A 21,319-nucleotide genomic window follows, 5' to 3' on the forward strand; every position below is an offset into this window, starting at 1 on the left:
AAATATTTCAAAATATTGATTACATAGAGGAACTACTTTGCAGATATTTATTTAATCCAACAGGGTTATCGGTATAAATAAAGGAATCTTTAGCGAAGAGAATATTAGGAAAGTGTAAATAAGGATGACCTGATAAGGCATGTTACTGAACAAAAAATTTCTCCTCCCCGGCGAGGGGAGGAAGAGTATTAATTAGCAAACATTTCTTCCAGCCAGCCGACCCGCATCTCAGGCACGGAGTGCAGCAATTCACGGGTGTAATCGTCCAGCGGCTCGGCCAGAGTGGAGCTGACCGGGCCCTGGCGCACAATCACGCCCTGTTTAAGCACCGCGACGTCATCGGCGACTTCCCGCACCACCTGCAAGTCGTGAGTGATGAACAGATAAGAAATGCCGGTGTCTTGCTGGATCTGGCGCAGTAAAGCCAACACATCGCGGGCGACCAACGGGTCGAGTGCCGAGGTGGGCTCATCACAAACGATAACTTTGGGTTCAGCCGCCAGCGCCCGCGCGATACAAACGCGCTGTTTCTGACCGCCGGAAAGCGCATCCGGAAAACGCTTCGCCAGTTCAGCATTAAGCCCGACTTGCGCCAGCAAGGCTTTCACCCGCGCCTCACGCTCACTGCGGTTCAGCGTGGTAAAACACGCCAGCACGCGCGAAATCTGGCCGCCGATGGGCTCTTTCGGGTTGAGCGCCGTATCAGGGATCTGATGGATCATCTGCACATCGCGCAATTGTATGCGGCTGCGCTGACGCAGCCCGGCGGGCAGCAAGGTCTGCTCAAGGCTGACATCTCCCGACTCCGGCACCAGTAATCCACAAATCACTTTACCGAGGGTCGATTTGCCTGAACCCGATTCACCAATGACCGCCAGCGTGCGGCCTCGTGGCAAACTGAGTGAGATGTTTTGCAGCACTGGCTGCGCGTGATAGCGGGCGCTGACATTACTGATGGTCAGCATCAGCGGCGCATCGCCGGTTTGCGGTGTTTTGGTCTTGCCCTGCGCCTGTAACAGGCGGCGGGTGTAATCCTGCTGAGGCTCAGCCAGCAGTTGTGCCGTCGGCGCGTGCTCCACCATTTTGCCGTGCTGCAATACCATAATGTGATGGCTTATCTGCGCGACCACCGCCAGATCATGGCTGATATAAATCGCCGCCACGCCGGAAAGGCGAATGACATCGCTGATAGCCTTCAGCACGCCGAGCTGCGTGGTAACATCCAGTGCAGTCGTCGGCTCATCGAAAATCAGCAGTTCCGGCCCCGCGCAAAGTGCCATCGCAATCATCGCCCGCTGTAACTGGCCGCCGGAAACCTGATGCGGATAGCGATGATAAAACTGCTGCGGCTCCGGCAATCCGAGCTGTTCGAACAGCTCAGTCGCCCTCGCCTGCGCCTGCTGGCGGTTAAAAATATTGTGTTTCAGCCCTGCTTCAATCACCTGCTCGCCGAGCGTCATCGCCGGATTAAACGCCGCACCGGCAGATTGCGCCACATACGCAATTTGCCTGCCGCGCACCTGACGCAACTGGCGGTCAGAAAGCTGGGTCAGCGCCTGCCCGCTGAAGGCAATCTTGCCTGACTGAATGCGCATCCCCTGACGGCAATGCCCGAGGATTGCCAGTCCGATGGTCGATTTGCCCGCGCCCGATTCACCAATCAGTCCGAGCACTTCGCCGCGTCTGACGGTAAAAGAGACATTATCCACCAGCGTGCGCGGATTTTTTCCCTGCGAAACCACACACAAGCTTTCAACGTTCAGTAACGGTTCATTCATGCTTTTTTCCCCCAGACGCGACGCTGACCGCTCATCAGCCAGTCCGCCACTGCGTTGACCGCCAGCGCCAGCACGGCAATGGCACCGCCTGGAATTAATGCCGCCCAGACACCAAACAGAATGCCGTCTTTGTTATCGCGTGCCAGTCCGCCCCAGTCGGCAGTCGGTGGCTGAACGCCTAAACCGAGGAAAGACAGCGCGGAAAGGAACAGCAAAATGAAGATAAAACGCAGGCCGAATTCGGCAATTAACGTCTGTAAAGCATTCGGTAAAATGACCCGCCACAGGATCCAGCCGAGGCTTTCGCCGCGCAGACGCGCCACATCGACAAATTCCATCACGCCGATATCCACCGCGAGAGAACGTGCCACACGCAGTACGCGGGTAGATTCCAGCAGGCCGAGCACCAGCGTCAGCACCAGAATGGTTTTAGGTAACACGGCCAGCACGATCAGTGCCAGGATCAGCGTCGGGATCGCCATCACGATATCGTTGCAGCGGGAAATCACCTGATCCAGCCAGCCACCGCGCAGTCCGGCGATAAAGCCAAGCGTACAGCCGACGATAAACGCCACCAGCGCCGCGAGCGCGGTCACGCCCAGGGAAACCCGTGTGCCCCAGATCAGCCGGGAAAGCAGATCACGTCCGAGATTATCGGTGCCAAGAAGTGCGTTGGGTCCCGGTAAATCCCACGACATGCCGAGCGTCTGATCCGGTGCATGAGGCGCCAGCCACGGAGCAAAAATGGCGATAACAATAAACAGACTCAGCACCAGCAGGCCGAGAATCGAAGCAGGTTTTAATGCAGGCATGACAACAATTCCTAAGATTCAGCGGTTGTGGCGTAAACGCGGATTTGATATCAGCGCCATCACATCTGCAAGCAAATTCAGCAGGATATAAATGCCAGCCAGTAAGAGCGCGCAGTCCTGCATCACCGGAATATCACGCTTGCTGATGCTGTCGACCATGTATTGTCCGAGTCCCGGATACACAAACACGTTTTCGACAATCACCACGCCGACCATCAGATACGCCAGATTAATCGCCACGACGTTAATAATCGGCCCGACAGCATTGGGTAAAACGTGACGCCACAAAATGCGCGACGGCGACAACCCTTTCAGCAGCGCGGTGTCGACATACGCCGAACTTTGCGCGGCAATCAGCGCGGCGCGGGTCATGTTGCTCATATGCCCGAGGATCGCCAGCACCAGCGTGGCACACGGCAGCGAGATCGCTGAAAGTTTGGCCGTCAGCGGCATATCTGCCGTAATACTGCTGTTGCTTGGCGCCCACGCCAGCGTGATGGCAAAAATCAGGATCAGCAGATAACCGGAGAAAAACTCAGGCAGCGCGACCGTCGCACGGGTGATCACATTGAGCAGCGTATCGATAACACTGCCGTGATAGCGCACTGAGATAAAACCGATCAGCAGCGCCAGCGGCACCGCAATCGCGGCGGTGCATCCGGCCAGAAACAGCGTATTGCCCAGACGGGTAAATAGCGGACCGCTGATGGCTTCACGGGTAGAAAAACTGGTGCCGAAATCACCGTGCAGTATGCCAAACAGCCAGCTCAGATAGCGGCTGACAGCCGGTTTATCCAGCCCGAGCTGGAGATTCAGTTCGCGAATGGCATCCGGCGTCGCGCTCTGGCCCAGAATAGCCGTCGCGGCATTGCCCGGCAGCAGCTGCACACCGGCAAAAATCAGCACCGAGACCGCGAGTACCACCAGCACGCCATAAAACAGGCGCACCAGCACCATGCTCAGAAGGCCGGAATGAGGTTGCGAAAAACGGCCCGCAGGCCGTTGAGTCGCTTTCTGTTGTGCAGATAAGTCAGACATATTTTTACCCGGTTCAGCCTTCGATCCAGACTTTTTCCGCCGCGCGGTTGCCACTCAGCGGCATCCCCGGAACGGAGGTGAACCCTTTGATTTTGGAAGAACAGCCGTCGAGCGCATCGGCATACAGCGGAATGATTTCGCTGCCCTGATCGACCAGCATCACCTGAATATCGTGATAAATCTGCTTGCGGCGCGCTTCATCCGGTTCACCGCGTGCGGCTTTCACCATCGCATCGAACTCTGGCACATGCCACGCCGACTCGTTCCACGAAGACTGGCTGGTGAACACCAGTGAAAGCAGCGCATCGGCAGTCGGACGGTTCGCCCAGTTAGACGAAACAAAAGCTTTCTTCTGCCAGATGTCATTCCAGAACGCATCGTCCGGCACGCGTACCACATTCAGGTTAATGCCCGCTTTGGCCGCGGATTGCTGATAAATCTGACCGGCATCGACTGCGCCGGGGAAACCGGCATCCGCCACATTCAGCGTCAGCAGACCGCTGAAACCGGACTTCTTCCAGTGGAATTGCGCTTTTTCTGGGTCGTACGGACGCTGCGGAATGTCTTTCGCGAAATAACGGTTCGACGGGAAGATCGGGTTGTCATTCGCCACGCTGGCATAACCGCCGAGCACAGTGTCGATTATTTTCTGACGGTCAATGGCATATTTCAGCGCCAGACGGCCATCCACATTATCGAACGGCGCGAGATTCGACAGCCCCGGGAAGGTGTAAATCATGCTGTCTTTGGCACGCACCAGCTTCAGGTTCGGCATACGCTCGATGCGGCTGACAATGCGCGGATTCACGCGGTTAATCAGTTGCGCCGATCCGCTGACCAGCGCGGCCACGCGGGCAGTAGAATCGTTCATTGCCAGCGTTTCGACCGAATCGACATGACCGCGTTCGCTGTTCCAGTAGTTCGGATTGCGTTTGGTCAGCGTGGTGACGCCCGGCTGGAATTTCTCCAGGATAAAGGCGCCGGTACCGATGCCTTTATCAAAGCTTTCGTTTTCAGCGGTAATGGCGAAATGCACGGCGCTCAGCAGCCAGACGAATTCGACGTCCGGCGCGGTGAGTTTGATCGTCACTTCATGTTCACCGGTGGCTTCAATGGAACTGACCGGATCCAGATACCCTTTCACCGGCGACGTGGATTTCTCGCCACGATGGTGATTAAGGGAATACACCACGTCTTTCGCGCCCAGTGAGCGACCGTCATGGAACTGCACGCCCTGACGGATTTTCAGCACCCAGGTTTTGCTGCCGTCAGTGGAAGCCCACGACTCGGCCAGCGACGGCGCGAGCTTCGCGTTTTCGTCGATTTCCACCAGATTGTTAAACATCTGCGAGCCAACGAAATACATATAAGTTTCGAACCAGAACGCCGGATCCAGACGGTCAGTACTTGAGGCGTTATCCACGCCGACGACCAGATGGCCGCCTTTTTTCGGTTTATCTGTCTCCGCAGCAAGAGCATTTCCCAGCCACAGAGAATGCGTTGCCGCAGCAACGGTAAGTGCCCCCGCACTTTTAATAAACGAACGACGATCAATCATGTGTTTCCCCTGTCTCCGAAGGATGCCTTCAGAATAAAAATGTGATTTTTTCTTTTTATGGACGTTATTTAACGAAGGCTTTTTTCAGCGCCGCAATATGTTCCGGCCCGATGCCGCAGCAGCCGCCAACCATCGTCGCGCCCTGCGCCACCCAGTCTTTGGCGAAATCGAGGTATCCGGCAGGATCGGTGTCCTGACGCATTTTGCTCAGCCCTTCGTTGGCACCGCGCGTGTTATCGGAAGGTTCGAACGCGTTGGCATACACACCGATATCAAGCGCCGATCCCTGCGAGGTCAGGGCAGCGCGTGCGGTTTTCACCGCCGTCGCCATCACTTCCGGACGGCTGCAATTAAACAGCACCGCACCGGCAGAAATCCGCAGCGCAGCATTCACCGCCTCAGCAATGGATTCGCCGGAACGCAGCAGCGCGTTGCCCTGTGGGTCGAGATTGTCCTGCAAAGTGAAGGACAGCCACAGCGGACGGGGGTCATCGCCCAGCACATCACGCACCGCTTCAACTTCCGCCACAGAACTCTGTGTTTCTGCCAGCCAGACATCGACATTACCGGTCAGGCTATCCACCAGCACCTGAAGTAATTTTTTAGCCGCCACAGGTTCGAACAGATCCGGGCGATAAGATCCCAGAACCGGAGGAAGCGAACCCGCAACGAGCACCTTAGCCGGAGCCGCATCCGCCGCTTCGCGCGCCAGTTTGCCGGAAAGAGCGATCAGCGCCGCGCCCTGCTCAGCAAAAACATCGTCCCCGACGTGGAACGGCACGACGGCGTAGCTGTTGGTGGTGATCACCTGAGAACCGGCAGCGATAAAGGCATCATGCGCGGCACGCACAAACTGCGGAGCCTCTATCAGCGCCAGCGCAGACCATTCAGGCTGACGAAAAGGAGCGCCCATCCGGGCCAGTTCGCGACCCATGCCGCCATCGAGGATTTTAATGTTACTGAACATTGTGTCACCACCATCGTATTTTTCTTAGCCGAATCAATCGTTAACACGGCAGGTGATGACACTCTACAAAACGAACGTTTAGATGTCTAGATTTCTTAATGGCTAAAAGGTGGATTTTTAATTGCAAATTGTTCTCACTCGCCGTGAAGGCTGGATCGAGAATATTTCGGTTTCTTAACAACGGTTATCACGTAGCCATTCGTGCCGAAACCGCCCAAGAGAGGGAAGTGCTTTCCCTCTCTTGGATCTCTCCCCGCTTTTACAACCAGCGCTACCGCTCGCTGGCTATGTTTCAGGTATCACCGCGACAGGCTGGAAATCTTGCCGCTGCGCGGTGCCTTCTCTCGGTCTTCGAGCCATAGGTCTCGAAGCCGCTCCGTTCAGCAAGATTTCTGAATCGCCCGCACGATCTTAAATTCAAAAACGGAATGGATTTATCTTTTAGATAAGTTTATTGGCGTGATCAAAAATGGCACCGAATGAATGGTTCGAGACCAGAGGCTCGACACCTGAAATTCGGGAATCGCGCAGCGATGACATTTTGCGCCACTCACTATTGCGCCGGAACATGTCCGTCCTACCTGCGACAGCGCGCAGTTAAGAGCCCGGGGGGTCTTGGGGGGTGGCGGCGACAGGCCGCCCCCCAAGTCGGTGTGGGCCGACGCCCACGGTCTTGACCTAAGGCCTGTGTGGGCAGCCACCCCACAGTGTTGCCCCCAGTCTGTAATATTTATTTACAGCAGTAAACCCAATGCGTATTATTCTCATTCGCTTTATTAACCGTGCTCATTTTATCTTCTCCAGCCCTTGTTACGGGGGATCCTGGCGGGGTTTGCTCATGCTGATAAAGCCGTATTCATAAAAAAATGCAGTGGCTTAAAAAATAAGAAAATAACCGTGTGGAGAATACCTATGTCAAATTTTACAGGGAATTACGCCGTCAGGAGTGTTAAGGAAAATCCTCAAAACAATTCAGGAAAGAAACTTTCACTTTCCATCATTGCCCTGCTGGTTTCATCTTCATTGCATAGTGCTTATGCAGCAGAAGCCAGCGCAAAAAAAACCTCTGAAGACACGGTTGTCGTCACCGGTCAGAACGACACCAGCGCGGCAGATACCTCAGCGACCGATTACAGTGTGCCGGTTACCACTGCGGGCACCAAAATGGCGCTGACTGCACGCGATATCCCGCAGTCCGTCAGCATTATCAGCACACAACGTATGCAGGATCAGCAGCTTCAGTCGCTGGGTGATGTGCTGCGAAACACCACCGGGATCCAGGAAAGTGTCTCTGACCTTGACCGCCGTACCTACTACGCGCGCGGTTTTCTGATCGACAACTACATGGTTGATAACATCCCGACCACCTTTGACCCACGCTGGGACATTGGTGATTCCCAGTCCGACACGGCCATTTATGATCGTATCGAAGTTGTCCGTGGCGCGACCGGCTTGATGACCGGTCCTGGGAATCCGTCAGCGTCGATCAACCAGGTGCGTAAACATGCCGACAGTAAAGAGTTTACCGGCAATGTTTCCGCCAGTTACGGCAGCTGGAACAAACAACGCTATGTGGCGGATTTATCAACCCCGCTGAATGAATCCGGCAGCGTGCGCGGCCGTCTTGTCACCGGTTATCAGGATAAAAACAGCTACGTTGAACGTTACGGCGCGACCAAAAAATTCGTATATGCCACCGTGGATGCTGACCTGACCGATTCCACCCTGCTTTCGGCGGGCTACGAATTCCAGCAAACCAACACCGACAGCCCGACCTGGGGCGGCATGCCGCGCTGGTATCTGGACGGCAGCAAAACAGACTATCGCCGTGGTTTTAACTCGGCACCGGACTGGGCTTACAGCGATAAAGAAACCACCAAACTGTTCACCACCCTGAAACAGTCTTTCGACAACGGCTGGCAGGCGACCCTGAACGGCACGCATACCGAATCGCACATCGACTCTAAGATGATGTATATCGACGGGACATTCGATAAAACCACCGGCGTCGGTGAATCTGCCTATGCCGGATATCCGGTCGTTGCGGGTACCGGCTATAACACCGGTAAGCGTAAAGTCGATGGCGTCGATGCCTTTGCCAGTGGCCCGTATCAACTGTTTGGTCGTCAGCATGAGCTGATGACCGGCTTGAGTTACAGCAAACAGCAGAACACCTATTACAGCTCCTTTGCCAATATTTCCACCGAAGAGCTGGGCAACTTTAATGATTTCAACGGACAGTTCCCTGAGACCGACTGGAACCCGCGTTCTCTGGCCGAAGACGACACTATCCGTCAAAAGTCCGCGTATGTTGCAACACGTCTATCACTGGCAGATCCGCTGCACCTGATCGTCGGGGCGCGATACACCAACTGGAACTCGCATACGCTGACCGACCAGATCGAGAAGAACAACATCACGCCGTATGCCGGTCTGGTGTTTGACATCAACGATACCTGGTCGACCTACGCGAGCTACACCTCGGTGTTCCAGCCACAGACTTACCGTGATATCAACGGCGCGTATCTTTCCCCGGTCATCGGTAAAAACTACGAAGCGGGTGTGAAATCTGACTGGTTTAACAGCCGCCTGACAGCGTCCGTTTCCATCTTCCGTGCAGAACTGGACAACGTTGCGCAGAGTACCGGCCGTACAATCCCGGGCTCGACCGATACGGCCTATGAAGGGAAAGACGGTACCGTCAGCCGTGGCGTGGAATTTGAAGTGAACGGCGCACTGACCGATAACTGGCAGATGACGTTCGGCGGCACCCGTTACATTGCAGAAGATGAAAACGGTGATGCGGTTAACCCGCAACTGCCGCGCACCCAGCTGAAACTGTTCTCCAGCTACCGTCTGCCGATGTTGCAGGATCTGACCGTCGGCGGTGGCGTGAACTGGCAGACTCACGTCTGGCAGGACGTCCCTGGACCGAGCGGCAACGGCACCCGTTATGCAGAGCAAGGCAGCTACGCGCTGGTCAATCTGTTCAGCCGGTATCAGGTTACGAAACAGCTGGCGGTGCAGGGCAACATCAACAACCTGTTCGACAAGGAATATGACACCAGCGTGAACCAGTATGTGGTTTACGGTGAACCGAGGAATGTGTCGGTGACGGCGAGCTATAGTTTCTGATTTGCTGAGGCCGCAGCAATTGCGGCTTATCACTTGCAGTGAGGGCAGAACGGGTATATTTCGGTTTCTCACTCGCCGTGAGGGCTGGATCGAGAATATTTCGGTTTCTCAAGTGCTGCGGTCACATGACGCGCTGCGCCGAAACCGACCAGAGGGGAAAGGCTTTTCCCCTCTGAACTCCCCTCGCTTTTTCAATACGCGCTACGCTCGCTGGCTATGTTTCAGGTATCTCCGCGACAGGCTGGAAATCTTGCCCCCACGATCTTAAATTCAACGGCATACTGTTTTTCATCTTTTAAAAAGGTTGATTGGCGTGATCAAAATTCAGCTGAACGGAGCGGCTTCGAGACCTGTGGCTCGAAGACCGAGAGAAGGCAGTGCGAAGCACCTGGATTTGCGCCACTCACTATTGCACCAGAACATGTCCGTCGTGCCTGCGACAGCGCGCAGTAAAAGAGCCCGGGGGGTCTTGGGGGGTGGCGGCGATAGGCCGCCCTCCAAGTCGGTGTGGGCCGACGCCCACGGTCTTGACCTTGACCTGGAAATTGATTTTAAAATCGCCACCTTTGCACCGATCCGTGCAAAAAACCAAAACTTACATAATTCCCCATGTTTCAACATACTTTTATAAAGTACCATTAACATCATGAACACCATCCCTAATCCCCCTGTCTTTGACGGTCATAACGACCTGTTACTTCGCCTGTGGCTGCATGACGCAGCAGATCCTGCTGCTCTGTTTCTGGATGGCGCACTTGAAGGGCATCTCGATCTCAGGCGTTGTCGTCTCGGCGGTTTCGCAGGCGGTTTATTTGCCATTTTCGTACCACCTGCTTCGTATATGCCGCAACTGAAGCCAAATTCTCCGCCAGAACCGCATGACGCGTTAGCCATCACGCAGGCGCAGATTTCATTGCTTGAACGCCTTGAAACGCAGTCATCCGGGCGGGCAAAAATCTGCCGGACGGTCGCCGAAATTGAGCATTGTATGGCTTACGGCGTGCTGGCAATGGTGATGCATATCGAGGGCGCGGAAGCGCTGGGCGATGACTATTCACGGCTGGAACTCTGGTATGAAAAAGGGCTGCGCAGCATCGGGCCACTGTGGAATTTACCCAATCAGTTTGGTACTGGCGTGAAAGGTGATTTTCCGGGTTCCCCGGATACCGGTGATGGCCTGACGCCCGCCGGGCTTGATTTACTACGTGAGTGCAACCGCAAAAAAATTCTGTTCGATGTCTCGCACATGAACGAAAAAGCCTTCTGGCAGACAGCAAAATTCAGCGATGCCCCGCTGGTCGCCACCCATTCCAATGTCCATGCGTTATGCCCGCAACCGCGTAATCTGACCGATAAACAACTGGCTGCCATTGCCGAAAGTGACGGCTTTGTTGGCGTGAATTTCGGCACCGCGTTTCTGCGTGCCGATGGAAAACGCAACGGCGACACTCCAATCACCGAAATTGTTAAACATCTTGATAACCTTATTGGTAAACTGGGCGAAGAAAATGTCGGTTTTGGTTCGGATTTCGACGGTATCAATGTGCCGGACGCGCTGGGTGATGTCGCCGGACTGCCCGTTCTGTTGCAGGCCATGTCTGATGCGGGCTACGGCAAGCTGCTCATCGAAAAAATCGCGTACCGCAACTGGCTGAAAGTATTAAAGCAAACGTGGGGTGAATAGTTTTTCATCCGGCGTTTTGCGCTAATCCCTGTGGCTTACAGGGAAATATCGGTCTGGCACCATCGCAACATTTTTGTAGCTAAACCGGCGATATTTGACAATAAGCCGATCACCTGCCGCAATGAAAGTGGCAGTGAACTTAAAACTGTAATCACCAAGAGGACGTTATCATGTGGACTAAACCTTCTTTCGAAGACCTGCGTTTAGGCTTAGAAGTGACGCTGTACATTTCTAACCGCTAAGCCCTTATGCCCACGGTTCGCTGTGGGCATCTTCCTTCCCTTTCCCCTGGTTCACACATGCAAATTATCGTACTTGGTTCAGCGGCGGGCGGCGGCTTCCCGCAGTGGAACTGCAATTGCAGCAACTGTCAGGGTGTGCGCAATGGCACCATGAACACCTCCGCGCGCACGCAATCTTCTATCGCCGTCAGCGACAACGGTACCGACTGGGTGCTGTGTAACGCCTCACCGGACATTTGCCACCAGATTGCCGCCACGCCCGAACTGATTAAACACGACGTTTTGCGCGGCACCGCCATCGGTTCCATCATCCTGACCGACAGCCAGATTGATCACTGCACCGGTCTGCTGAATTTGCGCGAAGGCTGCCCGCATCAGGTGTGGTGTACGCCGGAAGTCCACGACGATCTCACTACCGGCTTTCCGATTTTCACCATGCTTTCGCACTGGAATGGCGGCCTGCAACATCACGCTATCGAGCCGGAGAACAGCTTCTCCGTGGCCGTATGCCCGGATCTGAAATTCACTGCCATTCCGCTGCTGAGCAACGCACCGCCTTATTCGAAATACCGCGGCAAACCGCTCCCCGGCCACAATATCGCGCTGTTTATTGAAGACACGAAAACCGGCACCTCGCTGCTGTACGCACCGGGTCTGGGCGAGCCAGACGACGAGCTGATGAAGTGGCTCAATAAAGCTGACTGCCTGCTGATTGACGGCACGCTGTGGCAGGACAACGAGCTGGCGACCACCGGCGTTGGCCGCAATACCGGCAAAGACATGGGCCATCTGGCGCTTTCCGAAGAACAGGGGCTGATTGCCCTGCTTTCTTCCCTTCCGGCGGAACGCAAAATTCTCATCCATATTAATAATACCAACCCGATCCTCAATGAATCCTCTGCCGAGCGGCAGGCGCTGACGCAGCAAAATATTGAAGTCAGCCGGGACGGGATGCGCATCGAACTTTAGGTAAATACGATTATGACGACTTCTTCACACCCGACGTCACCGATGACGCCGCAAGAATTTGAACAGGCGCTGCGTGCCAAAGGCGCGTTCTACCACATCCATCATCCCTACCATATTGCGATGCACAATGGTCAGGCGACGCGCGAGCAAATTCAGGGCTGGGTAGCGAACCGGTTCTATTATCAGACCAGCATTCCGCTGAAAGACGCGGCTATTATGGCCAACTGTCCGGATCCCCTGACCCGCCGCAAATGGGTGCAGCGTATTCTTGATCACGATGGCTATGACGGCAGTGAAGGCGGTATCGAAGCCTGGCTGCGGCTGGGTGAAGCGGTCGGTCTGGATCGTGATGTGCTGCTGTCAGAAGAAATGGTGTTGCCGGGCGTGCGTTTTGCCGTCGATGCTTACGTTAACTTTGCCCGTCGCGCGGTCTGGCAGGAAGCGGCATGCAGCTCGCTGACCGAACTGTTTGCCCCGCAAATCCATCAGGCGCGTCTCGACACCTGGCCGCAGCATTACCAATGGATCGAGGAAGAGGGTTACGGCTATTTCCGCAGCCGTCTGAGTCAGGCGAACCGCGACGTCGAACACGGTCTGCAACTGGCGCTGGAATACTGCGATACCTTTGAAAAACAACAGCGTATGCTGGAAATCTTGCAGTTCAAACTCGACATTTTGTGGAGCATGCTCGATTCCATGACCCTGGCTTACGAACTTAACCGCCCGCCGTACCACAGCGTGACGCAACAGGCGGTCTGGCACAAAGGACGACTCCTGTGATCACCATTACCGAACATTACACGCCGATGTTTCGTCGCGGCTACCGCATGCAATTTGAAAAAACACAGGACTGCCACGTGATTTTGTATCCGGAAGGGATGGCAAAACTCAACGACAGTGCGACGTTTATTTTACAACTGGTCGACGGCGAGCGGACGATTGCCAATATCATTGATGAGCTGAATGAGCGCTTCCCTGAAGCCGGTGGCGTGAATGATGACGTCAAAGATTTCTTCGCTCAGGCCCATGCACAAAAGTGGATTACCTTCCGTGAACCTGCTTAAACCTGCGGTCAAACCGCCACTGTGGCTGCTGGCCGAACTGACTTACCGCTGCCCGCTGCAATGTCCGTATTGCTCGAACCCGCTCGATTTCGCCAGACAGGAAAAAGAACTGACCACCGCCCAGTGGATCAAGGTGTTTGAAGAAGCGCGGGAAATGGGCGCGGTGCAAATCGGTTTCTCCGGCGGCGAACCGCTGGTGCGTAAAGACTTGCCGGAGCTCATCCGCGCTGCGCGTGATCTGGGTTTTTACACCAACCTGATCACCTCCGGGATCGGGCTGACGGAAAAGAAAATCGATTCGTTTGCACAAGCCGGTCTGGACCATATTCAGATCAGCTTCCAGGCCAGCGACGAAGAGCTGAACGCCGCGCTGGCGGGCAATGCTAAAGCTTTCCAGCAAAAGCTGGCGATGGCAAAAGCAGTAAAAGCCCACGGTTATCCGATGGTGCTGAACTTCGTGCTACACCGCCATAACATCGATCAGATCGACAAAATTATCGACCTGAGCATTGAGCTGGACGCCGACGATGTCGAACTGGCGACCTGTCAGTTTTACGGCTGGGCACAGCTCAACCGCGAAGGGTTGCTGCCGACCCGCGAGCAGATCGCCCGCGCCGAAGACGTGGTACATCAGTACCGCGAGAAAATGGCCGGAACCGGTAATCTGGCGAATTTGCTGTTTGTGACGCCGGATTATTACGAAGAACGTCCTAAAGGCTGCATGGGCGGCTGGGGCGCGATTTTCTTAAGTGTCACGCCGGAAGGCATGGCGCTGCCGTGCCACAGCGCGCGCCAGCTGCCGGTGGAATTCCCATCGGTACTGGAAAATACCCTGCAGGAAATCTGGTACGACTCCTTCGGTTTCAACAAATACCGCGGCTTCGACTGGATGCCGGAACCTTGCCGTTCCTGCTCTGAAAAAGAGAAGGATTTCGGCGGCTGTCGCTGTCAGGCATTTATGCTGACCGGCAATGCCGACAATGCCGATCCGGTGTGTTCCAAATCTGAACATCACGGCATGATCCTCGCCGCACGCGAACAGGCGAACTGCACCAACATTCAGATCAATCAGCTACAGTTCCGCAACCGCGCGAACTCGCAACTGATCTTCAAGGGCTGATGCGCTGATGCTGCCTGACGTGCAGTCACTGAGGCTGGCAAACGGCCTGCGGGTTAACATGCTTCACGACCCACAGGCCTCGCGTGCTGCCGCACTCATTCATTTGAATGCCGGAAGTCATCACGAACCGCCCGAGTTTCCCGGTCTGGCGCACCTGTTCGAGCACGTCGTGTTTGCCGGAAGCCGTGAGTTTCAGGGCGATGAACGGCTGATGATGTGGGCGCAGGCGGAAGGCGCAAAACTCAACGCCACCACGCACGCGAATGCCACGGCATGGTTTTTCGACATGACACCGGCAAAATTTGAAGCGGGTCTGGCGCGGCTGGTGGATATGCTGGCGCAGCCGTTGCTGGCAGAGGATTCGGTCAGGCAGGAAGTGTCTGTCATTGACGCCGAATACACCATGCTGACCGGCCATGCAGACTCGCTGTGTGATGCGGCACTGAGTCTGGCGTTTAACACTCCGGCGCGGCTGCACGATTTTCACGTCGGTAGTCGTGCCTCTTTCGGCGAGGATATTCCCGCACTGCAACGGGCGCTGACGCACTATCATCAGCAATTTTTCACCGCAGACCATCTCACGCTGTGGCTGCAGGGCCCGCAATCTTTCACAGAACTGACCGCGCTGTCAGAACGTTACGGCAATGCCTTTTCAGCCCGCAACGGTTATCAGCCGGCGCCCGCTCAGCCTGTTGTATTACGCGACAAACGCCATCTTCAGCTGCTTCTTGACGGTTCACCGCGGCTGCGTTTTTCGTTCCCGGTCACGCATTGCCCTGCCCTGACCTTATTGCGTCAGCTACTGACAGACGAGGCAACGAATAGTTTGCTGGACATCCTGCGGACGCAGGCGCTGGCCGATGATGTGCGGGTTTCGCTGCCGTACGCATCCGGCAGTGGCGATATTCTCAGTATTGAATTTCTCGTCTGCGACACTACCTCAGCAATCCGTGCCCGAATCGAAACGCTGTTCTGCCAGTGGCTGCAACAGATCCGCGATTTAAGCGCGGCACATCTGCAACATTATTTCGCCCTCGCACAGCGCGATTTCAGCCGCATAACGCCGCTGGATCAATTGCGCACGCGAACACTGGACTTTCCGCCCGCCGCGCAAAATGGCTGGCAAACATTACTCGCTGAGTTGCATCCGCGGAACATGACGCGACTGTGGATTGCGCCGGATGTTCAGGGGCAAAACACATCCGCTCAGGGGTTCTGCCTGCCGGTGTGTTTCGATGAGTGGGGCGTAATAAGTGACAATGTCACAAAATCATCTTTTGCTTTCCATCTCCCACCTAATGGGATTGTGCACAAAACAGACGAAAGGGTTCACACCACCGGCGCGCCCCTGACCTTACATCAGGCTTGTATCGCCCGTGCCTGTCTGCGCGTCCTTAGTGCGCAATCTGCTCATGAGGGCAATTCGCTGGTCTTTACGCATGTTCAGGGAAATGGATTATTGCAGCTCAGCGGGCCACTGGAATGGGTAACACGTTCGCTCTCCACAGCACGTGCGCTGCTGCGCACGCCCTCGGCTATAGTGCTGACGCAGGGCGAACGGCTTTTTGAACAGGAGCAACGCAAGGCAGAGTCGGAGATTGCGATCCGCACGCTGCTCGCAAAACTGCCGGAAGTGATCTGCGGCTCGTCCGAAAAGTCGCATGAATTCACGACCGCGGGTGATGACGCCGCGGTACTGGTGTTCAGGCCGCTGACGGAAAACACCGCCTTATGTCTGGCCGCCACGCAGATTCTGGCTTCTTTTCTTGAGCCAGCATTCTTCCAGCAATACCGCGTTGAAAAGAATATTGGCTATGTGGTCAGTTGCCGTTTCCATCAGACCGCGCGTCAGTCCGGGATTTTGTTTGCCTTACAGTCGCCCGCCTATGATGCACAAGCGTTGCTGGGGTTTATTGATGCGTTTATCGCGCAGATCCCCGCCATGATTAACAGCATCAGCCCGCAGGCGCTGGAGGAGAAACGCGGCGCGCTGCGGGAGTCGCTGCGAGTCAGGCCTGCCGACAGGCTGGAAGCAGCAAGGCAGCAATGGCTGAGGGAGTTTGCGGCTGCGCCACCGGTAGATGAGACAGCCATTGCTGAAGTCACCGCGGAGTTACTCAAGGCTTGTGTACGGGCGCGCGGGCGGGAAGCGTGGCGGATCAAGACCATAATTTAACGTCAAAACCGTGGGTTGCCACCCGCACCGACTTGGTTCAAGTTCAAAACCGTGGGTTGCCACCCACACTGGCCTTAAGAGGCGCCTGTCGCCGCGCCTCTTAAGAATCTCCGGCTCTTTAACTGCGCGCTGTCGCAGGCACCACGGACATGTTCCGGTACGTTAGTGAGTGGCGCAAATCCAGGTGCTTCGCACTGCCTTCTCTCGGTCTTCGAGCCATAGGTCTCGAAGCCGCTACGTTCAGCTGGATTTTGATCACGCCAATCAACTTTTCTAAAAGATGTAAAGCAGCTTGCCTTTGAATTTAAGATCGTGCGGGCGATTCAGAAATCTTGCTGAACGGAGCGGCCTGGAGACCCATGGCTCCAGGACCGAGATAAGGGACCGCTACGCGGCAAGATTTCCAGCCTGTCGCTGTGGTGGCTGAAACATGTCTGACTGCGATAGCGCGCAGTTAAAGAGCCCGGGATTCTTAAGGGTGGCGGCGATAAGCCACCCTTAAGGCCAGTGTGGGTGGCAACCCACGGTTTTGACTTAAAGGGCCGCGAACCCACGGTTTTTGAAGCGAGACACCGGAACTGTTTCGGCTACACTATCTCCATAGCCAATGTTAAGGAAAGCCATGCAAAAGACCACTCACACGCTGCAAGACACTACGTTTAACGCTCTGCTGGATCATTATAAAAGAGCGTCACTGCGCACCAGCAGTATCTGGCTGTTGATCGCTAATTTATGTTTTGTACTTTTTCTGTTTGGTCGCCACCAGTTCAGACTTTTGCTCGATCCGCACGCCGACGTGGCGATTGCCGGACCGGTGCTGGACAAGTTATCGCTAATTTTTTTAGTGTTTTTTGTCATTGCACTGCCAGTGTTACGTTTCATCCGTTCGCGCACACCGGCGATGGCCTTGGCTTTCCTGGTCGGTTTGTACTGGGCGGTGGTGTTCCACTACATGCTGGCCAGCGATGCGCAGCAGCAAATGGTCTTTCCTCTGTTCTGCATGCTGATTTTTACCGCGCTGATTGCGCTCTATCCGACCATGCCTGTCCTTTACAGCTTCATCGCGCCGCTGTGGTTATCACTGTTTATACATTTGATTTTTCGTGACAACACTATTCCGGTATTAGAAGTTGCGGCTATTCTGATCGCCAGTGCCCTGTTCGAAACCGGTCGCATCATGCTGAGCCGCTGGTTTGTGCTCTCGATTCGCCGGGAATGTGATAACCAGCTGCTGGTCAGTAAACTGGATAATCTGGCGCATTACGACCCGCTGACGGGTGTGGCAAACCGTCGCCAGCTTGATAACCAGCTCGAACAACTTATTGCTCAGACAGAACGTTCGGGTGGCACCTTTTCACTGATCATGATTGACGTCGATTTCTTCAAAAAATACAACGACCATTATGGTCATCAGGCGGGAGATAGCTGTCTGGTGGGCATCGCAGAGTGCTTCAAGAATGTCGTCCGGCAACCGGCTGATCTGGTCGCCCGCTACGGTGGCGAGGAATTCGTCATTCTGCTGCATAACGCAGGTGCCAACGATGCAGCAGTGATCGCGCACCGCATCAAAGAGAGTGTCGAAAAAGCCGCTATTCCCCATGCGTTATCACAGGTTTCAGAAACCGTAACGGTCAGTCAGGGCATCATGCAATGGGCAACGGGAATGACGGCGCTGGAGTTGCTAAAGCACGCTGACAGCGCCTTGTATCAGGCAAAACATGCGGGAAGAAACGGGTATTGCGTGGCAGAGTGATAAGACCGGGGCAGTCATAGCAGACGGCCCCGGGGTGAATGACCGCGTCAGCGCAAACTTCGCCCGTACACCAGCGATTCCGCGCTAATCTCAGATATCGATTTCGCGCCGGTTAATGTCATCGCCACGCGCATTTCTTTCTCGATCAGGTTCAGCAGATTAATCACGCCCGCCTCGCCCGCCGCCGCCAGCGCGTACACAAACGCCCTGCCCAGTAATACGCTGTCTGCGCCAAGGGCAATCATGCGCACTACGTCCAGACCGGTGCGGATGCCGGAATCGGCAAGAATAGTGATGTCGCCTTTCACCGCGTCGGCGATGGCTGGCAGTGCGTGCGCGGTAGAAAGCACGCCGTCGAGCTGGCGGCCGCCGTGGTTCGACACCACGATGCCGTCTGCACCAAATTTCACCGCATCTTTCGCGTCTTCCGGATCCAGAATGCCTTTGATAATCATCGGACCTTTCCAGAATTCGCGGATCCACTCTAAATCTTTCCATGAAATCGACGGGTCGAAGTTCGCCCCCAGCCAGCCGATATAATCTTCCAGCGTGGTCGGTTTACCGCGATAGGCCGAGACATTCCCCAGATCGTGCGGTTTACCGTTCAGACCCACATCCCAGGCCCATTGCGGATGCATCACCGCCTGTAACATGCGGCGGGCGGCGGCATTCGGGCCGCTCATACCGGAATGGGCATCACGATAACGAGCGCCGGGCACCGGCATATCAACGGTAAACACCAGCGTTTTGACGCCTGCGGCCTGTGCGCGTTCCAGCGCATTACGCATAAATCCACGGTCTTTGAGCACGTAAAGCTGGAACCACATCGGGCGATCGATGGCCGGTGCGACTTCTTCAATCGGGCAGACGGAGACGGTGGAAAGCGTGAACGGAATGCCTTTTTTTGCTGCGGCGCGGGCGGCCTGAACTTCGCCACGTCGCGCGTACATGCCGGTCAGCCCGACCGGTGCCAGCACCACAGGCATCGACAGCTTTTCACCAAACAATTCGGTTTCCAGACTCAGATCCGACATGTTTTTCAGGATGCGCTGGCGCAGGGCGATATCAGCCAGATCGGCGGTGTTACGACGCAGCGTGTGCTCGTTATAAGCGCCACCGTCGATGTAATGAAACAGGAATGGCGGCAGTTTACTTTTTGCCGCAGCGCGATAGTCCGTTGATGCAGAAATGATCATGATGTTTTCTCGTTATTCATAACGCGCTCTTTTATTTGGCGCTGTAGGGGTGCAGAAAGTGTAGTTGAAAATAGACAACACGAGAGAAAACAACGACAACGAAACCCTAAACTTTTACGCAGCACAGCATGGCAGGGGGGGAAGAACGGAAATTTTTGAAAATGCGCGGCGATTCTATTCTCGCCGCTTTGATCGTGCCCACGGGTTCATCACTTATCAGGTTTATTAAGATGCCATTGTAAAAGCCTGACGATCACCTGATAGAAAATAATAGTGATAACAGGACAAATGATTAACAGCGCCCATCCGATAAAACCTTCAACATCAGGTTCTTCAAATAGAGCGGCAGTATCATTCCAAAAAGCATATTGTTCTTGAGTCGCTGGGGATGAAGGCCGCAAAATAAGAAAAACCAGAATGTAAATCCCCACGCCGATTAAAATTCTAAATCCCGTTGCCACACGACGCCTGCCCATTCAGGATCACCTCTATCATTCCGTAACTCATTAAACCATTGGCTAATTCTGTCTGCCGGGTAGACATCAAAGCCTGACGAATAGCCATAAAATCACTGCGATGCTGAAGGGTGATACATCCTAACGAAATTCCTAGCGGACCAGGGGGATGCAGGCGAAAATTACCGCGCTCAACTCCTTCTATCCACGTTTTGTCATCTATTGAACCATCGTCCCGATAAAGGGCAAACCACTCCGCCTTGATAACTGGGGTAGGCGTAAACCACGAATAAGAATCACGAAGATCAGCCCTTACAATACCTTTCACTCCCCCTGTTACTCGTTTAACAATATGATAGCGCCCATGTGGAATAGGCCCCAGGTCCGGAATTCCAATACAACTTGCCCTATTGCGATACGCATCTCTTCCGGAATAAGCCATAAAAGTACCCACTCCAAACATCATCAATGGGCAATAATCCGCATCATTAATGATAAACTTTCCTTGTATAGCCATGAAACTACCTTTCGTAAATTCAGCTTAAGGGATGACACTACAGGGATCATACCGTAAAAACAGGCGCTTCTAACGCATAAATAGATAATAAACTTCTGAAAAGTCAATTTGTTACGACATTCGCTAATTGCACTGATAGAAGTTTGGGCATAACGTGAAGCCTCAGTTCATAAAAGGGAATTACCACAATGCCAATACCTGCTTATATGTGGCTCTATGATGATGGCGGTTCCGCAATTAAAGGTTCAGTGGATGTCGCTGGGCGTGAAGGAAGTATTGAGATCATCGGTTTCAGCCACGGTCTGAATATTCCGGTTGATAGCCGCAGTGGCAGCATTACCGGAACGAGAACTCATTCCCCAATGTTGTTTGAAAAGGAATTCGATTCTTCGAGTCCTTATTTGTATAAGGCTGTCGCCAAAGGGCAAACTTTAAAGTCCGCTGAGATCCGCTGGTATCGCATTAATGATGCCGGGCGTGAAGAGGTTTATTTTATTATGACGATAGAAGGTGTGAAAATTACTGGTGTAAATCCGGGAATGCCGAACGTAAAAATGTCAGGTATTTCGCAGATTAATCACATGGAATCAGTATCAATGATGTACAACAAAATCACCTGGCACTACGTTGACGGCAATATTAAATACACCGATGAATGGAGCGATCGTTCATAAGAAAATGGGGGTTGACTCCCCAATTTCATTTACCATTTAAAAATTTACATGTGCGCAAGGGAAATTTACCTAACCCAATCCAAATTTCGCCATCAGTATAATATACATAAGCATCAACATTATGCCCGTGTGCAATACGTCTGCAGCAAACTCTCCGTCAGCAACTTTGGAAACTAAACCC

The 21,319-nt window shown here is 54.3% G+C and carries 18 protein-coding genes; 10 read left to right on the forward strand and 8 right to left on the reverse strand.

All coding sequences use genetic code 11. The features are described 5' to 3' along the window. Nucleotides 1-188: 188 nt before the first annotated feature. The 5 genes from EC840_RS05985 to EC840_RS06005 form a co-directional block, all read right to left on the reverse strand. Nucleotides 189-1,778 (reverse strand): ABC transporter ATP-binding protein, encoded by a 1,590-nt coding sequence (locus tag EC840_RS05985; RefSeq protein WP_132964405.1) that lies wholly within the window; start codon nt 1,776-1,778, stop codon nt 189-191. After that, on the reverse strand, nt 1,775-2,590 hold the full coding sequence (locus EC840_RS05990) for an ABC transporter permease (protein ID WP_129638862.1): 816 nt from the start codon (nt 2,588-2,590) through the stop codon (nt 1,775-1,777). Before EC840_RS05990 ends, EC840_RS05985 begins: the two co-directional genes overlap by 4 nt. Nucleotides 2,591-2,608: 18 nt before the next feature. Then, nucleotides 2,609-3,547 carry an ABC transporter permease gene (locus EC840_RS05995; protein WP_112290690.1) on the reverse strand — a complete coding sequence of 313 codons (939 nt, stop codon included), beginning with the start codon at nt 3,545-3,547 and terminating at the stop codon, nt 2,609-2,611. Between the two features lie 94 nt (nt 3,548-3,641). Further along, entirely contained in the window at nt 3,642-5,183 is a 1,542-nt protein-coding gene (locus EC840_RS06000; protein ID WP_207914745.1) for an ABC transporter substrate-binding protein, read from the reverse strand. Nucleotides 5,184-5,250: 67 nt separating this feature from the next. Further along, a complete protein-coding gene (locus EC840_RS06005; protein WP_132964409.1) occupies nt 5,251-6,153 on the reverse strand; it encodes a homocysteine S-methyltransferase family protein in 903 nt (300 codons plus the stop codon). Nucleotides 6,154-7,065: 912 nt separating this feature from the next. Between EC840_RS06005 and fhuE the strand changes: the two genes are divergently transcribed. The 9 genes from fhuE to EC840_RS06055 all read left to right on the forward strand — a co-directional run bounded on the left by fhuE (nt 7,066) and on the right by EC840_RS06055 (nt 18,296). Next, the gene (gene fhuE / locus EC840_RS06015) at nt 7,066-9,288 is read left to right on the forward strand and encodes a ferric-rhodotorulic acid/ferric-coprogen receptor FhuE (RefSeq protein WP_132964412.1); all 2,223 of its coding nucleotides are present in this window, start codon (nt 7,066-7,068) and stop codon (nt 9,286-9,288) included. 646 nt (nt 9,289-9,934) lie between these two features. Then, nucleotides 9,935-10,972 carry a dipeptidase gene (locus tag EC840_RS06020; protein ID WP_129638866.1) on the forward strand — a complete coding sequence of 346 codons (1,038 nt, stop codon included), beginning with the start codon at nt 9,935-9,937 and terminating at the stop codon, nt 10,970-10,972. Between the two features lie 170 nt (nt 10,973-11,142). After that, nucleotides 11,143-11,214 carry a pyrroloquinoline quinone precursor peptide PqqA gene (pqqA, locus tag EC840_RS06025; RefSeq protein ID WP_013578120.1) on the forward strand — a complete coding sequence of 24 codons (72 nt, stop codon included), beginning with the start codon at nt 11,143-11,145 and terminating at the stop codon, nt 11,212-11,214. 57 nt (nt 11,215-11,271) lie between these two features. Next, nucleotides 11,272-12,183 carry a pyrroloquinoline quinone biosynthesis protein PqqB gene (gene pqqB / locus EC840_RS06030; protein ID WP_132964414.1) on the forward strand — a complete coding sequence of 304 codons (912 nt, stop codon included), beginning with the start codon at nt 11,272-11,274 and terminating at the stop codon, nt 12,181-12,183. A gap of 12 nt (nt 12,184-12,195) precedes the next feature. Beyond that, complete coding sequence (gene pqqC / locus EC840_RS06035; RefSeq protein ID WP_132964416.1) at nt 12,196-12,963, forward strand: pyrroloquinoline-quinone synthase PqqC; 768 nt, start codon at nt 12,196-12,198, stop codon at nt 12,961-12,963. A gap of 26 nt (nt 12,964-12,989) precedes the next feature. Next, nucleotides 12,990-13,247, forward strand: a complete 258-nt coding sequence (gene pqqD / locus EC840_RS06040; RefSeq protein WP_232829931.1) for a pyrroloquinoline quinone biosynthesis peptide chaperone PqqD — start codon at nt 12,990-12,992, stop codon at nt 13,245-13,247. Then, nucleotides 13,210-14,367 carry a pyrroloquinoline quinone biosynthesis protein PqqE gene (gene pqqE / locus EC840_RS06045; protein ID WP_132964807.1) on the forward strand — a complete coding sequence of 386 codons (1,158 nt, stop codon included), beginning with the start codon at nt 13,210-13,212 and terminating at the stop codon, nt 14,365-14,367. Before pqqD ends, pqqE begins: the two co-directional genes overlap by 38 nt. Nucleotides 14,368-14,374: 7 nt before the next feature. Continuing rightward, nucleotides 14,375-16,543, forward strand: coding sequence for a pyrroloquinoline quinone biosynthesis protein PqqF (gene pqqF, locus EC840_RS06050; protein WP_132964418.1), 2,169 nt, complete (start codon nt 14,375-14,377; stop codon nt 16,541-16,543). Nucleotides 16,544-17,165: 622 nt separating this feature from the next. Then, a complete protein-coding gene (locus tag EC840_RS06055; protein ID WP_132964420.1) occupies nt 17,166-18,296 on the forward strand; it encodes a membrane-associated sensor domain-containing protein in 1,131 nt (376 codons plus the stop codon). A gap of 47 nt (nt 18,297-18,343) precedes the next feature. On the opposite strand, the gene lldD is transcribed toward EC840_RS06055, so the two are convergent. The 3 genes from lldD to EC840_RS06070 all read right to left on the reverse strand — a co-directional run bounded on the left by lldD (nt 18,344) and on the right by EC840_RS06070 (nt 20,464). Further along, nucleotides 18,344-19,492: an FMN-dependent L-lactate dehydrogenase LldD gene (lldD, locus tag EC840_RS06060; protein WP_132964422.1), complete on the reverse strand. Its 1,149-nt coding sequence runs from the start codon at nt 19,490-19,492 to the stop codon at nt 18,344-18,346. A gap of 209 nt (nt 19,493-19,701) precedes the next feature. Next, nucleotides 19,702-19,968: a hypothetical protein gene (locus EC840_RS06065; protein WP_112289146.1), complete on the reverse strand. Its 267-nt coding sequence runs from the start codon at nt 19,966-19,968 to the stop codon at nt 19,702-19,704. After that, nucleotides 19,937-20,464 carry a DUF2778 domain-containing protein gene (locus EC840_RS06070; RefSeq protein WP_113877669.1) on the reverse strand — a complete coding sequence of 176 codons (528 nt, stop codon included), beginning with the start codon at nt 20,462-20,464 and terminating at the stop codon, nt 19,937-19,939. Before EC840_RS06070 ends, EC840_RS06065 begins: the two co-directional genes overlap by 32 nt. 188 nt (nt 20,465-20,652) lie before the next feature. On the opposite strand from EC840_RS06070, the gene tssD reads away from it, so the two are divergent. After that, the gene (gene tssD, locus EC840_RS06075) at nt 20,653-21,138 is read left to right on the forward strand and encodes a type VI secretion system tube protein TssD (RefSeq protein ID WP_113877670.1); all 486 of its coding nucleotides are present in this window, start codon (nt 20,653-20,655) and stop codon (nt 21,136-21,138) included. Nucleotides 21,139-21,319 lie beyond the last annotated feature (181 nt).

Source organism: Rahnella sp. JUb53, from assembly GCF_004346065.1.
GTDB lineage: Bacteria > Pseudomonadota > Gammaproteobacteria > Enterobacterales > Enterobacteriaceae > Rahnella > Rahnella variigena.